A 13,767-nucleotide genomic window follows, 5' to 3' on the forward strand; every position below is an offset into this window, starting at 1 on the left:
TATGGAAAAAATAGAGAAAATAAAAGATATATTACATAAACAAAAGGAAGAATTAAAGAACAGATTTGGTGTCTTAGAAATAGGAATTTTTGGTTCCTATGCAAGGGGTGAGGAAACAAAGGAAAGTGATATTGATATATTAGTTGTTCTTGATGAAAGATTTAAAACTTTTGATAATTATGTAGATTTAAAAAATTTTTTGACAACTCTTTTATGTATTAATGTCGATTTAATAATCAAGGATGCGATAAAACCTCGCTTAAAGCCTTGTATTTTAGAGGAAACAATTTATGTCTAAACGAAGAATTACAAAGATTATTTTAGAAGACATCGTTGATGAAGTAGAAAGGATAAAAAAATTCAATAAAAACATTCATTCAGTAGAAGAGTTCAGAGATAATGAACTTATACAGTATGCTACAATGAAAGCACTTGAGAATATAGGCGAAGCAGTTAAAAAAATACCTGAAGAAATAAAGCAGAAAGAAGCTATTGAATGGAGAAAAATAGCTGGTTTAAGAGATATTCTGATTCATGAATATTTTGGCGGAGATGTGAGTATTACCTGGAATGTCATTAAAGAAAAAATTCCTGAATTAGAAAAGGCTATTCGTAAGTTGCTTCAAGAAATCTCATAAGGAGGCATTTATGGAAACAGTTGGAATAATTGTTGGTGGAGGACCTGCTCCGGGAATAAATGGAACAATAAGTGCAGCAACAATTGAGGCAATAAATCAGGGCAAAAAAGTAATTGGAATAAAAGGTGGTTTTAAACCTCTCTTTGACGGCAATCTTTCCTGTGCAATGCCTCTTAGTGTAGATGACGTTTCAAGAATACATACAAAAGGTGGCTCAATTTTAAGAACATCCCGCGAGCATGCAGAAAGAGTTAAAGAGAAATTCCCTGTTTTAATGGAAACACTTAAAAAATTAGGCATAAAGTATCTCATAACAATAGGCGGAGATGGAACTCTTTTTATGGCAAACTGGATAGAAAGAGAAGCAAGAGGTGAGATAAATGTTGTTCATGTCCCAAAAACAATAGATAATGACCTACCCCTTCCTGGGGGTGCATCTACTTTTGGATATGAAACAGCAAGACACTGGGGCGTGGAAATTGTAAAAAATATTATGGAAGATGCAAGAGTTTCTGCAAGATGGTATTTCTTAACCATAATGGGAAGATATACAGGACATCTTGCACTGGGAGTTGGAAAAGCTGCTGGCGCAACATTAACAATAATCCCAGAGGAATTTCCTGAAGAAAAAATTTCATTTAAAAAAGTAGCAGATATTCTCACAGGTGCTATTATCAAAAGACTCAGCATGGGAAGAGACCACGGAGTTGTAATTATGGCAGAAGGACTTTCAGAAAAGTTTGATCCTGAAGAACTGAGTCATTATGAACAACTTGAAAAAGATGAGACAGGAAGAGTAAGGCTGAGTGAGATTCAACTTGGCAGAATAATGAAAAACTTTGTTAAAAAATCTCTTGAAGATATGGGAATTAAATTAACGATAGTTGATAAAAACATCGGCTATGAACTGAGGTCTGCGGACCCGATTCCCTATGATATTGAATATACAAGAAACCTTGGCTATGGAGCAGTCCGTTACCTATTAAGAGGCGGTACGGGTGCAATGATAACCTTTGAAGAAGGACATCTCAGACCTATTCCTTTTGTTGAACTTATTGATTACAGAACAGGTAAAGTAAAAATAAGAAAGGTTGATATAACATCGGAAAACTATGAAGTAGGAAGAAAATATATGATAAGACTTGAAGCTGAAGACTTTGAAGGTGAGCGTCTTAAGGGACTTGCTTCAGTTGTAAAAATGAGCGAGAAAGAATTTAGGGAAAAATTTTTCTATGTCACCACATGACAGGCAAAGAAGAAATAAGAAAGAGTTTGTTCCAATAGACTGGGAGAGAGCAGAAAAAATTCGGGAAGTTTTACACTATCTTTATGAAATAAATAAATTTGTTCCTATCATAGTAGAAGGCAGAAGAGACAAAAAAGCTTTACGTGAAATAGGCTTTGATGGAGAAATTATTATACTTCATAGCGGAAAATCAATATATGAGTTTTCAGAAACAATAGCCAACCGTTTTGAAAAAGTTGTTCTGCTCATTGACTGGGATGAAAAAGGAGAGGAACTATATTCAAAAATAGGAGAAAATCTGCAAGGAATGTGGGAAGATTTTGCATCAATAAGGGAATTGCTAAAAATTCTTTGCCAAAAGGAGATATTAGAAATAGAAGAAATTCCTTCACTTTTTCAAAGAATAGCTGGGCAAAGTCTTGATGTAAAACAATGGCAAGAATAGAGTTAGGCAAAGAAGGTGAAAAATTAGCAATAGATTATCTTTTAACAAAAGGCTATAAAATCCTTGAGAAAAATTTTCGCACACCTTTTGGAGAGATTGATATAATAGCAAAAGATGGAAATTTTATCGTAATTATAGAAGTAAAAAGAAGATTATCAGACAAATTCGGCAAACCAGAACTTTCAGTAAATTACACAAAGCAGCAAAAACTTAAAAAATTAGCCCTTTATTATATCTCAATGCTTAAAAAAGAATATCCTGTGAGATTTGATGTTATAGCAATCAATGATAAAAAAATTGAACACATTGAAAATGCTTTCTTCTAAATTATTCCTTTATTGAATAATAAAGCTTGATTGAAACAAAACCAAAAATCAATGGCGTAATCCATGGTGAAATAAATGGTGGAAGAATCTTTGAGTATCCCATAAACATAAAAAGCGAGTATACAAGCCAATAAATTATTGTTATTACAAGCCCTATACCAACAGTTATTATACCACCTGCTGCGCTTCCGCCTTTTCCTTTTGAAAACAGGAAGTTGAATTTTTCATATGCCCCAAGAGGCAAAGACATTCCAAGTATCATCATAAAAAATGTCACAAAATTATATGAAAGCCTGCTACTTATATCAGTATCAATCTTAGGATTGCTTAGTCCTACTTTTTTTAATTCCTTTCTTTTCTGAATAAGTTCAGCAATACCAAATTCCTCAATTTTTTTAATATCTTTAAATGCTGCAATAGAAATTTTTAGATTAAGTGGATAGTCCATCAAATCATATTTTTCAACTTTTCCAGCTACAAAGTCATAAACTATGGAGTTTTTAAGCTTCCACTGATCTTGTTCTATTTCTGCTTCCTGAGAATCTATTCTTTTAATCAATGCATCATTTTTTATGATAAATATTTTTACCTCATCTGCCTTTTTCTGCTGCTGGGAAAACTTCCCAATTTTGATAACTGTTCCGTCTTTGGCTCTAACAAAAAGCTCTTTCTGTATAGAACTCTTTCCTTTCTGGGTTAGTTCTTCAATCATAAAATTTAACTTTTTTGTAAATTCTGGTTGAAGGAATTCTCCGAATATAAAGCCTACAATAGAAATAACAATGCCTAAAATTAAAAAAGGCTTTAAAAGTCCTCTTAATCTTCCACCAGAAACAGAAAGAATCAAAAATTCCCTGCTTCTTACGCCAATTGAAAATATAAATAGTGAGGTTACAAGTGTGACAAAGGGTATTAAGTAAAAAATGTAGCGAGGAATACTATATAAACCATATTCAATGAAAAAAGTGGTTGAAGGTTTATATGGCATAAAATCATCTATTTTTTCAATAAGTCCAACAATTGAAAGAAGACAAGACATAGAGAAAAGCAAGACTAAAAATGTTCTCACAAAATCTTTTATATAGCTTTTACATACAATGTTTATATTCATTTCGCTACTTTCTAATTCGTGTATACATAGTAAAGGCTAAAATTGCCATAACTATAACGGGTAAAAGAGAACCTATCTCTGCCGAAACTTTCCCAGCTTTTGCAAGATTAGCTCCATATATCATTAAAATATAATAAAAGGCAAAAATGGCAAGTCCTACTGTAATACCACCGATTCTACCAGTTTTTCCAACAATAAGGCATAATGAGGGAGCTAAAAAAACACTTACTATGCATAAAAGTGGTAAAGCGAATCTTTTATAAAGTTCCAGTTTATAATCAATAGCTTTTACCTCTTCTGTCTGAATTTTTGAAACAAGCTCAAATAAAGAAAGTTCACTAACTTTCTTTGCTATAGGATCTATATTTGGAGAAAGCCTGAAGATATACTCCTTAAAACTTACTTCATTTAAAGTCAAGCCCTTATTAAAATAGGCTTTTCCATTTAATAAACTCAAATTTATATTATCTCTTTCTTTTTTTATTAGACCTCCTTTAGCAATTACTATTTTTGTATCGTTTTTTCTTTCATCAAAAATTACCACTTCTTTTAAATGTAAACTATCAGGTTTTTCCTTAACAAAAATTGTTACATCTTTAAATCCCTGATTAAAAACTCCTTCCTCTAATCCAAGAGGTGCTCGCTCTGCAAGAATAGTCAAAATTTTTTCTCTTACAAGACTTACTCCTGTTGGTGCAAGATAAAAACTCATCAAAACAGTGAAAAAAAATGCTATTAATCCGATATATATAGCAGGTTTAAATGTTTTTTTATAAGGCATTCCGCTTACCATAAAGATTGTCATCTCGTTATCTGCCTGAGTTCTTCCGTATGTAAGTAAAATACTGAGAAGTAAAGCCATTGGAATTGTAAAAATAAGCAATTGAGGTTGTAAAAGAAGTATAAGTAATACAAGATTGGGTAAATCTATTCCAACAGAAGCAAATATCTTACTCAGTTTGAATAGCTTTTCAATTATTAAAACCGCATTTAAAAAAGCAATTGAAAGTCCGATGTTTTGAAGTAGTTCACGGGTTAAAGCCTTGTAAATAACTTTCATTAAAGAATGCCCTTTTTGAGGATATCATGAATGTGAATTAAGCCTTCAAGTGTTCCATCACTATTAGGAACAACAAGGCTTGTTATTGAATATTTTTGCATTACTGAAAGCGCAACTGCTGCAAGTTCGTCTTCATTTATGGTTTTAGGATTTATAGTCATAATTTGACAAGCTTTTAAATCAAAAAGGTCTTTTCCATATCTCTGCACACCCCTTCTTACATCACCATCAGTGATAATCCCTAAAATTCTTTTATTTTCGTCAACAACAACAACAACTCCAAGCCTTTTGGATGAAATTTCTAAAACTGCATCAAGCATGACAGTCTGCGGAAAACACACAGGAAGTTCATCTCCTGTATGCATTAAATCTTTAACCTTTGTAAGCATTCTTCTCCCAAGTGAGCCACCTGGATGAAAAAAAGCAAAATCTTCTTTTTTAAAGCCATTTCGCATAATTAAAGCAACAGCTAATGCATCTCCCATTGCCAATGTGGCTGTGGTAGAGGCTGTTGGAATAAAACCGAAAGGGCAGGCTTCTTCTTTTACAGAAACATCAAGAACCGCATCAGCCTGCTTAGCCAATGTGGATTGAGTATTTCCAGTAATGGCAACTATTTTAACATTGAAATACTTTAAAAATGGAATAAGTCTTATTAGTTCATCTGTCTCACCGCTGTTAGAGATTGCTATAACAACATCTTCTTCTGTAACCATACCAAGATCACCGTGACTTGCCTCTGCTGGATGCATAAAAAATGATGGTGTACCTGTTGAAGCTAAAGTAGCAGCAATTTTTCTCCCAATGAGCCCTGATTTCCCAATGCCTGTTACAACAACCCTACCTTTTGAATTATGGATTATTTCAACAGCTTTAAGGAAATCTTCATTGATTCTTTCTTTGAGTGTTTGTAAAGATTCTGCTTCAATAGTAAGAACCTTCTGAGCTATCTCTATAAGGTTTTCCATAAGTTTTATTTTAAGTGAGTTGTTTGATTAAATTCAAATAAGCTCTATTTATTCAAAATTAAAAACAAATCGCCTTCTATAAGATTATCTACAATTTGATATCTATTTGTTAATTTCTTTGAAATTTTTTCAAGTTCTTCTATAGCAAAATAGGTCACGCCGATATCTTTAAGTTTTGTTTTCTTATTAAGGCAAGTAAGAATAAGTTTTTCATTAGTATGTTGAAAAAGAATTTCCAGACATCTTTGCATAAGCTCTTTTATATCCTGAACTGCGAGATTAAATACTCCAATTGCCAGTGTATAATTGAAATCTCTGTCCAAAGGCTCTCTTTCAATATCCTTAACATAAAAAACTGTTTCAGGATAGTTTTTTATTGCAACCTCAATCAGTGAAGGATTTATATCTATACCAGTATAGTCACATTTTATTCCCCTTTGTTTCAAAAAACCATAAAAATCACCTTTACCGCAACCAAAATCAAGAATGCTTTTTCCTTCAGGGTTTATGAGTTCAACAACTGCCTCATATCGGAGCAACTGACCTTTCGCAGTCCATCCTACGGATTCAGGAGAGTCTTTAAAATGAATTAGTCTTTTGGTAAAAAAATCAATTACATATTCCTTTGCAAGCTCATCCATGCTGTTATGTTATACTAAAAAATGCAGATAATTCCAGCAATTGACCTTAAAGATGGCAAATGTGTAAGACTTCGTCAGGGGAAGTTTAGCGAAGTTACAGTTTATTATGACAATCCCGAAGATGCAGCATTAAGATGGCAGAATGAAGGCGCTGAGGTTCTTCATGTAGTTGACCTTGATGGCGCAAAAGAGGGAAAAATCGGCAATCTTCCGTCAATAAAAAAAATCCGGGAAGCTTTCAGGGGTAACATAGAAGTTGGAGGAGGAATAAGAAGGATTGAGGATATTGAATTGCTCCTTTCCGTAGGAATTGACCGAGTTATTGTTGGCACAATTGCTGTCCAGTCACCTGATTTTGTAAAAGAGGTTTGTAAAAGATTCCCTAAAAAAATAATTGTAGGCATTGATGCTAAAGATGGGCTTGTAGCTGTAAAAGGCTGGGTTGAAGTTACAGAAATAAGAGCCATAGAGCTTGCCTTAAAGATGCAGGATTATGGTATCTGGGGTATTATATACACAGATATATCAAGAGATGGAATGCTTACGGGACCAAATATTGAAGCAACAAAAGCCCTCGTTGAATCAGTCAAAGTTCCTGTGATAGCGTCCGGCGGAGTTTCATCAATTGAAGATATAAGGAAGCTTGCAGAAATTCCACAACTTTGGGGGGTAATAACAGGCAAGGCAATCTATTCAGGAGCAATTGATTTAAAAGAAGCCTTGAGAATTATAAAAGGGGACGGAGTAAAAAAATGAGCGTTGAAATAGCAAAAAATAAATTAAAAGAGAGGAATAAAATGTTCTGCGTATTTTGCGGGGAAAAGATAGAGGGACTTAAATAGGAGAGAGAGCACAATTTTAGAGTTGCTGTATCCGAATATGAATGTGATTGTGGTAAATTCATTAGATTTATAGATACAAAGGGTACCGAGTTATATGCAACAGTAACTATAGATTAGGATTAAAATAAATCACTTATTAAAAGATTATAATGAAACAATATGAAGCAGTCATAAAAGTGATGAGAGAAAACGGAGGGTTTGCAACTCTCGGTTTCTTATATCAAGAAGTTTTGAAAATAAAAGATTGTGTATGGAAAACTAAGACCCCCTTTGCAAGTATCCGACGAATTGTTCAGGACGATAGATTTTTCTTTAAAATAAAACCAGGACTCTGGGCATTAAAAGAGTATAAAGATAAATTACCTATAAATCTTATTCCTCAGAAATCAATTGTAAAACAGCAGGAATTTAATCATAGTTATTATCAGGGACTACTTGTAGAAATCGGAAATCATAAAAATTTTCAAACTTTTGTTCCGAATCAGGATAAAAATAAAAAATATTTAAATAGAAAACTTGGTGACATAACTACAATAGACAAATTCTACAAATTTAGTTACGACCATATAGTTCAGAAAGCCCAAACTATTGATGTCAGCTGGTTTAATGTAAGAAAAATGCCAGAGGCTTTTTTTGAAATAGAATATTCAACCGATATTCAAAGTTCTCTATTAAAATTTGTTGAATTACAGGATTTTAATGCGAACTTTGTTATCGTGGCAGACAAAGTAAGAGAAAAAGAATTTATTACAAAATTGTCTTTAAATGCATTCTCTGCAATCAATAAGAGGGTTAAATTTATGAGCTATGATAAGGTTTCAGATTGGCATACTAAAACCTATGAACTGATGATTATAGAAAGGAATATAGGTGTTTATTCCCCATGAGATGGATAGCTACTGGTGATACACAAATTGATAGAATTATATTTGCTGCTGCTGGAAGAAAATATCCTGCACCAGAAAGATATTCAAAACCTATAAATTATTTGGAGTAAACGATGCTTGCAAAACGTATAATTCCCTGTCTTGATGTTAAGGATGGAAGAGTTGTAAAGGGTGTTAATTTTCTTAATCTAAGGGATGCAGGAGACCCTGTTGAAAATGCCCTTTACTATAATGAGGAAGAGGCTGATGAGCTTGTTTTTCTTGATGTTACAGCGTCCCATGAGAAAAGAAAAATAATCATTGATGTTGTTGAAAGAACTGCCTCAGTAGTATTTATGCCTCTTACTGTTGGTGGTGGTATAAAAAGCCTTGATGACATAAGGGATTTGCTTAATGCAGGAGCAGATAAAGTATCCATAAACACAACTGCCGTAAAAGACCCTTATTTTATTCAAAAAGCTTCAACACGCTTTGGCTCTCAATGCATAGTAATTGCAATAGATGCAAAGAGAGTGGATAAAAACTTTAATCCAAAAGCCTATCCACCTGAGTCATGGTTTGATGATAAAGAACTTAGTGATGTGCTCTATAAAGAAGACTCCCGCTTTGTACTTTCCACACATGGTGGAAGACTCATGAGACCCATTGATGCAATCGCATGGGCAAAGAAGATGGAAGAATTCGGTGCGGGAGAGATTCTGCTTACAAGTATGGATAGAGATGGAACAAAAGAGGGCTATGATATAGAACTAACAAGGGCGATTTCAGAGGCAGTGAGTATTCCTGTTATTGCATCAGGCGGTGCTGGCACACTTGAGCATCTTTATGAAGCTTTTGCTTATGCAAAGGCAGATGCAGCACTTGCAGCGTCCATATTTCATTTCAGAGAGTATTCAATAAGAGAGGCAAAAGAGTTTCTAAGGCAAAAGGGAATTCCAGTAAGAATATAAGTTGCGTTAATTCTTTTTCAAGTTTCTCATTTTCTATTAGCGCTCTAATTTTGCTGACAGCAAATTAAACTGTTTTTTGCTCTTGCAAACTTTTTGTCAGCAAATTTAAGAAAGATTTCATAATTTTTCATGCTTTGATATAAAATATTGCCTATGAATACGCTTTTAGTAGTTGTTATTTCTATATTCATTTTTTGGTTTGCTTTCAGGTTTTATGCTCGATATATTGCAAAAGTTTTCAACGAAGATGATAGTCACCCTACTCCAGCAAAAACAATAAATGATGGGATTGATTATGTTCCTTCAAAGACTTTGGTTGTCTTTTCCCACCATTTCTCCTCTATCGCAGGTGCAGGACCTATAGTGGGTCCTACTGTTGCACTGCTTTATGGATTTTATCCTACATGGCTTTGGATTCTTCTTGGTGCCATATTCATTGGTGCTGTTCATGATACTGCCTCAATTTTTACAAGTCTAAGAGAAAAGGGAAGCTCCATTGTTGAAATAGCAAAAAAAACCATGGGGAAATGGGGTTTCACACTCTTCATAATTTTTGTTTTTTTCATGCTTTTGCTTGTCTGTGCTGCCTTTCTTGACCTTACCTGTGTGGCTTTGACCTCTGTGGTAAAGCTTAAACTCCTTGGTCTTCCCGAGTCTCAAACACTTTTTCGCACAGTTAGTGACCCAAAGACAGGAGAGAGCATGGCAGTAGTTGGCGGAATTGCCTCAACCTCTGTGATTATAATTACAGCCTTTGCCCCATTGATGGGTTATCTTCTTTATAGAAGAAACATGAAGGTTTTTTATGCTGTGATGCTGTCCTTAATTGTAATTGTGTTATCAGTCTTCATTGGTTTTGCCTTACCTGTAAGATTTTCTCGTGAGACATGGATGGTGCTTGTCTCCATATACTGTTTTATTGCCTCAGCAATTCCCGTTTGGGTGGTGCTTCAGCCAAGAGATTTTATAAACTCCTTTTTCCTTTACGGAGGCATTATAGCACTTATTTTTGCGGCAATCGTAGGAGGATTAAAAGGAATAGAAGTTACCACACCTGCTATAAATATTTCAGAAGGTGCAGCAAAGCTCGGTCCTGTATGGCCCATTCTGTTTATCACTGTTGCCTGTGGTGCAATAAGTGGATTTCACACTCTTGTAGCAACAGGCACAACTGTAAAGCAACTTTCCCGTGAGTCTGATGCAAGAAAAATTGGCTATGGAGCAATGCTTGTAGAGAGTATGCTATCTGTTGGAGTTATTGTTGCTCTTGGAGCAGGACTTGCCTATGTTGCTTACAAAGATATAGTTTTCCCTCAGACAGGAAAATCCAATCCTGTGCTTGCCTTTGCTCTTGGTTCAGGATTGTTTATGGAAAAGGCTTTGGGTATTCCCTCCTATGTAGGAATTATTTTTGGAATTCTTATGATTGAAGGCTTTGTTATAACAACCCTTGATACAGCAGTAAGGCTGGGAAGATTGATTTTACAGGAGTTCTGGAGAACTATTTTTAAGAAACCACCACGCATAATCTTTTCCCGTTTTTTTAACTCCACAATAATAATTGTATCAATGTTTCTCCTTGCCTATAAAAACGGTTTTGCAGTTGTCTGGCCTGTTTTTGGCTCAGCAAATCAACTCATGGCAGCACTTGCTTTGATAGCAATATCACTTTGGCTTACAATGATGCAGAAGAAGAGACTTTTTACAATTCTTCCAGCCCTTTTCATGCTTATCACAACGATTTGCTCATTGGGATTTCTTTTGATAAAGAAATTTATGCCCTCAGGAAACTATCCCCTAATTATAATCACTATTATTCTCTTTCTTCTTGCATGTTTTGTTTTTGTTATAGCATTGAGAAAATTCATTGAATACGCAAAAAATAAAGAAGTAATGGTTAAGGTATGATAATAATCTGTGGAGCTGGAATTACAGGACTTTCCCTTGCAAGAGAGCTTGTAAAACAAGGGATTAAGGATATAACAATCATAGAAAAGGAAGCCTCTCTTGGTAAACATGCCTCTGGTAGAAACAGCGGAGTGCTACATGCAGGGATTTATTACACTCCTGACTCCCTTAAGGCAAAGTTTTGTTTAAGGGGTAACTTACTCATGAAACAATACTGTAAGGAAAAAGGGCTTACTTTAATTGAGTCGGGTAAGGTCATAGTAACAAAGAAAGAAAGCGAAGTCCCTGTGCTTCACGAGCTTTACAGAAGAGCAAAGGCAAATGGAGCAAAGGTTGAGCTCATAGATGAAAAGACTTTGAGAGAGATTGAGCCCTATGCAAAAACCTGTGAGCAGGCTTTGTATTCGCCCCTCACAGCAGTAATAAATCCAAAAGAGATACTTGACAGTTTAGAGAAAGAGTTAGAGAGTGCAGGAGTTAAGATAGAAAAAGGAGTTGCCCTAAGAGGACTTAAGAAAGGTAAACTTCTGACAAACAAAGACACATTTTCCTTTGAACTTTTTATTAATTCTGCGGGCTCCCATGCAGACAGAATTGCCCATCTTTTTGGTCTGGCAAAGCAATACAGAATTGTCCCATTTAAAGGACTGTATAAGAAATTGAAGAAGGAAAAGTCATACTTAGTTAAAGGCAATATCTATCCTGTGCCTGACATAAAAAATCCCTTTCTTGGTGTTCATTTTACAAAGGTGCATGATGGTACTGTCTATGTGGGACCAACTGCCACACCTGCCTTTGGAAGGGAAAATTATAAACTACTTGATGATTTAGGAATTGAGACAGTTAAGATTTTATGGAGGGATTTATCGCTCTTACTCACTAATGAAAAATTTAGAAATACAGCGATTACGGAGATAAAAAAATACTTAAAAGCAAACTTCTACAGAGATGTAAAGGACATGATTGAAGGAGTTAATCCAACTGACCTTTTACCTTCCAAAAAAGTCGGCATCAGACCCCAGCTAATTGATATTAAAAAGAAGGAGCTTGTGATGGATTTTTTAGTTATAAAAGATGCTAACACCCTTCACATCCTTAATGCCATATCACCTGCCTTTACTTCTGCCTTTGCCTTTACTGAGTATGTAGTTAAAGAATATATCTTGGAGAACAAAGAATGATAAACTGGGCTAAGGAACTAAAGAAAGAGTCTTTTCCTCATAAACCACAGAATCTGGAGATTATTCAGACTCATATTTCCTATGTATTTATCGCTGATGAACTGGTTTACAAAATTAAAAAGCCTGTAAACTTTGGTTTTCTTGATTTTACAACCCTTGAGCTAAGAAAACACTTTTGCGAAAAGGAAGTGGAACTTAACAGGAGACTCTGTCCTGAGGTCTATCTTGGCGTTGTTCCAATCTCAGAGAAAGAAGGGAGTTACGAGTTGGAGAGTGGGGAGAATATTGTTGAATACGCTGTTAAGATGCAAAAACTTCCCATTGAAGGAATGATGGAGAAACTGATAAAGGAGGGCTCTGTTACTAAAGAGCACATAGACCTTATTGTGGACATTCTTGTTCCCTTCTTCAAAAACGCTCGCACAGGTAAAGGCATTGATGAATACGGTTCAATTGAAACAGTCTCTTTTAACACAGAGGAAAACTTTACTCAGACAAAGGGATATGTAGGACGAGCAATAAACAGATGGAGATATGAAGAAATTGTAAAATGGACAAGGTCATTTATAAAGCAAAATCAGACACTCTTTGAATCCCGCATCAGCGGAGGCTTTATCCGTGAGGGACACGGAGACCTCTATTCTGCCAATGCATGCTTTGATGACCTGCGGAAGGTCTATATCTTTGACTGTATTGAGTTCAATGAAAGATTCCGTTGTGGCGATGTGGCAAGTGACATAGCCTTTTTAAGCATGGATTTAGATTTTCACGGGTTTAGAGAGCTTTCAGAGTATTTTGTCAATTCCTATGTTGAAAACTCTGGTGATAGGGATTTATTGAAAGTTTTAAATTTCTACAAATGCTACCGTGCCTATGTACGAGGAAAAATTGGCTGTTTTACCTCCGATGACCAAGCTTTGCCAGAGGAAAAAAGAAAAGAGGCACTTGAGACAGCCCGAAAATACTTTGACCTTGCCTATCTTTATGCAGAGGGAAAGCCCAAAGTTTTTGTTGTTTTCGGACTTTCAGGCACAGGCAAATCAACCCTTGCAAGAGCACTTATTAAAGAAACCCTTGCAGAATGGATTCCTTCAGACATTGTAAGAAAAAGCCTCGTAGGAATTGCGCCAACAGAGCATCATTATGAACCCTTTGAAAAGGGTATTTATAGCAGGGAATACACTGAGAAAACCTATACAAAAATGATTGAGATTGCAAAAGAGGCAGTTCTTAAAGGCAGGGATGTAATACTTGATGCCACATTCAAAGACAGAGTCTATAGGGAAAAAGTAGCCCAAGAGCTAAGCTTTGCTGATATTTACTGGCTTTGGTGTTTTGCTGATGACAGTGTTGTAAGGGAGAGATTCATGAAACGTAAGGAATCCGAAGACATATCTGATGCCCGCTGGGAAATATACCTTGCTCAGAAAGAAAAATTTGAAGCTCCCGATGAAGTGGACCCTCAAAAACTTATAAAGCTTGATACTTCAGAGGGAACGGATTTGATTGGGAGAGTGATAGAGAGAGTTTATGGAGTGGAGAGTTGTTAGAGTTAGAGAGTTTA

The 13,767-nt window shown here is 35.2% G+C and carries 15 protein-coding genes; 11 read left to right on the forward strand and 4 right to left on the reverse strand.

Annotated elements, in window-relative coordinates; translation table 11 throughout:
• The first annotated feature begins 1 nt into the window (after position 1).
• Genes THEYE_RS09615 through THEYE_RS09635 form a run of 5 tightly spaced genes read left to right on the forward strand, consistent with a single transcriptional unit; the run spans position 2 to position 2,655 of the window.
• Positions 2 to 298 carry a nucleotidyltransferase family protein gene (locus tag THEYE_RS09615; RefSeq protein ID WP_012545356.1) on the forward strand — a complete coding sequence of 99 codons (297 nt, stop codon included), beginning with the start codon at positions 2 to 4 and terminating at the stop codon, positions 296 to 298.
• The gene (locus tag THEYE_RS09620) at positions 291 to 638 is read left to right on the forward strand and encodes a HepT-like ribonuclease domain-containing protein (RefSeq protein ID WP_012546264.1); all 348 of its coding nucleotides are present in this window, start codon (positions 291 to 293) and stop codon (positions 636 to 638) included. Before THEYE_RS09615 ends, THEYE_RS09620 begins: the two co-directional genes overlap by 8 nt.
• A 10-nt stretch (positions 639 to 648) precedes the next feature.
• A complete protein-coding gene (gene pfp / locus THEYE_RS09625) occupies positions 649 to 1,884 on the forward strand; it encodes a diphosphate--fructose-6-phosphate 1-phosphotransferase (RefSeq protein ID WP_012546508.1) in 1,236 nt (411 codons plus the stop codon).
• Entirely contained in the window at positions 1,871 to 2,329 is a 459-nt protein-coding gene (locus THEYE_RS09630) for a toprim domain-containing protein (protein WP_012545605.1), read from the forward strand. Before pfp ends, THEYE_RS09630 begins: the two co-directional genes overlap by 14 nt.
• Complete coding sequence (locus THEYE_RS09635; RefSeq protein ID WP_012546712.1) at positions 2,317 to 2,655, forward strand: YraN family protein; 339 nt, start codon at positions 2,317 to 2,319, stop codon at positions 2,653 to 2,655. Before THEYE_RS09630 ends, THEYE_RS09635 begins: the two co-directional genes overlap by 13 nt.
• A gap of 1 nt (position 2,656) precedes the next feature.
• Here the strand turns inward: THEYE_RS09635 and THEYE_RS09640 are convergent, their stop codons facing one another.
• From THEYE_RS09640 to THEYE_RS09655, 4 genes are read right to left on the reverse strand one after another with little or no spacing between them, the layout of a single operon-like run.
• Positions 2,657 to 3,766, reverse strand: a complete 1,110-nt coding sequence (locus THEYE_RS09640) for an LptF/LptG family permease (protein ID WP_012545175.1) — start codon at positions 3,764 to 3,766, stop codon at positions 2,657 to 2,659.
• Positions 3,767 to 3,770: 4 nt separating this feature from the next.
• Complete coding sequence (locus tag THEYE_RS09645) at positions 3,771 to 4,826, reverse strand: LptF/LptG family permease (protein WP_012546094.1); 1,056 nt, start codon at positions 4,824 to 4,826, stop codon at positions 3,771 to 3,773.
• Entirely contained in the window at positions 4,826 to 5,794 is a 969-nt protein-coding gene (locus tag THEYE_RS09650) for a KpsF/GutQ family sugar-phosphate isomerase (RefSeq protein ID WP_012544949.1), read from the reverse strand. The genes THEYE_RS09645 and THEYE_RS09650 overlap by 1 nt, the downstream gene beginning before the upstream one ends.
• Before the next feature lie 44 nt (positions 5,795 to 5,838).
• Positions 5,839 to 6,435: a class I SAM-dependent methyltransferase gene (locus THEYE_RS09655; protein WP_012546497.1), complete on the reverse strand. Its 597-nt coding sequence runs from the start codon at positions 6,433 to 6,435 to the stop codon at positions 5,839 to 5,841.
• Between the two features lie 21 nt (positions 6,436 to 6,456).
• Between THEYE_RS09655 and hisA the strand changes: the two genes are divergently transcribed.
• The 6 genes from hisA (at position 6,457) to THEYE_RS09685 (ending at position 13,753) form a co-directional block, all read left to right on the forward strand.
• Positions 6,457 to 7,191 (forward strand): 1-(5-phosphoribosyl)-5-[(5-phosphoribosylamino)methylideneamino]imidazole-4-carboxamide isomerase, encoded by a 735-nt coding sequence (hisA, locus tag THEYE_RS09660; protein ID WP_012545163.1) that lies wholly within the window; start codon positions 6,457 to 6,459, stop codon positions 7,189 to 7,191.
• Positions 7,192 to 7,426: 235 nt separating this feature from the next.
• Complete coding sequence (locus THEYE_RS09665) at positions 7,427 to 8,164, forward strand: type II restriction enzyme NmeDI-related protein (protein WP_028842884.1); 738 nt, start codon at positions 7,427 to 7,429, stop codon at positions 8,162 to 8,164.
• 113 nt (positions 8,165 to 8,277) lie between these two features.
• Positions 8,278 to 9,114, forward strand: coding sequence for an imidazole glycerol phosphate synthase subunit HisF (gene hisF / locus THEYE_RS09670; protein WP_012545004.1), 837 nt, complete (start codon positions 8,278 to 8,280; stop codon positions 9,112 to 9,114).
• A 153-nt stretch (positions 9,115 to 9,267) separates the two neighbouring features.
• Positions 9,268 to 11,022 carry a carbon starvation CstA family protein gene (locus THEYE_RS09675; protein WP_012545239.1) on the forward strand — a complete coding sequence of 585 codons (1,755 nt, stop codon included), beginning with the start codon at positions 9,268 to 9,270 and terminating at the stop codon, positions 11,020 to 11,022.
• Entirely contained in the window at positions 11,019 to 12,203 is a 1,185-nt protein-coding gene (lhgO, locus tag THEYE_RS09680) for an L-2-hydroxyglutarate dehydrogenase (protein ID WP_012546485.1), read from the forward strand. Before THEYE_RS09675 ends, lhgO begins: the two co-directional genes overlap by 4 nt.
• Positions 12,200 to 13,753 (forward strand): bifunctional aminoglycoside phosphotransferase/ATP-binding protein, encoded by a 1,554-nt coding sequence (locus THEYE_RS09685; RefSeq protein WP_012546491.1) that lies wholly within the window; start codon positions 12,200 to 12,202, stop codon positions 13,751 to 13,753. Before lhgO ends, THEYE_RS09685 begins: the two co-directional genes overlap by 4 nt.
• Positions 13,754 to 13,767: the final 14 nt, after the last annotated feature.

The sequence above is a fragment of the Thermodesulfovibrio yellowstonii DSM 11347 genome, assembly GCF_000020985.1.
GTDB classification, from domain to species: Bacteria; Nitrospirota; Thermodesulfovibrionia; order Thermodesulfovibrionales; family Thermodesulfovibrionaceae; genus Thermodesulfovibrio; species Thermodesulfovibrio yellowstonii.

Bases quoted from the DNA above. Each gene is read 5' to 3' on its own strand.
- THEYE_RS09615 (WP_012545356.1), top strand. From the start codon at position 2: ATGGAAAAAATAGAGAAAATAAAAGATATATTACATAAACAAAAGGAA.
- THEYE_RS09620 (WP_012546264.1), top strand. From the start codon at position 291: ATGTCTAAACGAAGAATTACAAAGATTATTTTAGAAGACATCGTTGAT.
- pfp (WP_012546508.1), top strand. From the start codon at position 649: ATGGAAACAGTTGGAATAATTGTTGGTGGAGGACCTGCTCCGGGAATA.
- THEYE_RS09630 (WP_012545605.1), top strand. From the start codon at position 1,871: ATGTCACCACATGACAGGCAAAGAAGAAATAAGAAAGAGTTTGTTCCA.
- THEYE_RS09635 (WP_012546712.1), top strand. From the start codon at position 2,317: ATGGCAAGAATAGAGTTAGGCAAAGAAGGTGAAAAATTAGCAATAGAT.
- THEYE_RS09640 (WP_012545175.1), bottom strand. From the start codon at position 3,766: ATGAATATAAACATTGTATGTAAAAGCTATATAAAAGATTTTGTGAGA.
- THEYE_RS09645 (WP_012546094.1), bottom strand. From the start codon at position 4,826: ATGAAAGTTATTTACAAGGCTTTAACCCGTGAACTACTTCAAAACATC.
- THEYE_RS09650 (WP_012544949.1), bottom strand. From the start codon at position 5,794: ATGGAAAACCTTATAGAGATAGCTCAGAAGGTTCTTACTATTGAAGCA.
- THEYE_RS09655 (WP_012546497.1), bottom strand. From the start codon at position 6,435: ATGGATGAGCTTGCAAAGGAATATGTAATTGATTTTTTTACCAAAAGA.
- hisA (WP_012545163.1), top strand. From the start codon at position 6,457: ATGCAGATAATTCCAGCAATTGACCTTAAAGATGGCAAATGTGTAAGA.
- THEYE_RS09665 (WP_028842884.1), top strand. From the start codon at position 7,427: ATGAAACAATATGAAGCAGTCATAAAAGTGATGAGAGAAAACGGAGGG.
- hisF (WP_012545004.1), top strand. From the start codon at position 8,278: ATGCTTGCAAAACGTATAATTCCCTGTCTTGATGTTAAGGATGGAAGA.
- THEYE_RS09675 (WP_012545239.1), top strand. From the start codon at position 9,268: ATGAATACGCTTTTAGTAGTTGTTATTTCTATATTCATTTTTTGGTTT.
- lhgO (WP_012546485.1), top strand. From the start codon at position 11,019: ATGATAATAATCTGTGGAGCTGGAATTACAGGACTTTCCCTTGCAAGA.
- THEYE_RS09685 (WP_012546491.1), top strand. From the start codon at position 12,200: ATGATAAACTGGGCTAAGGAACTAAAGAAAGAGTCTTTTCCTCATAAA.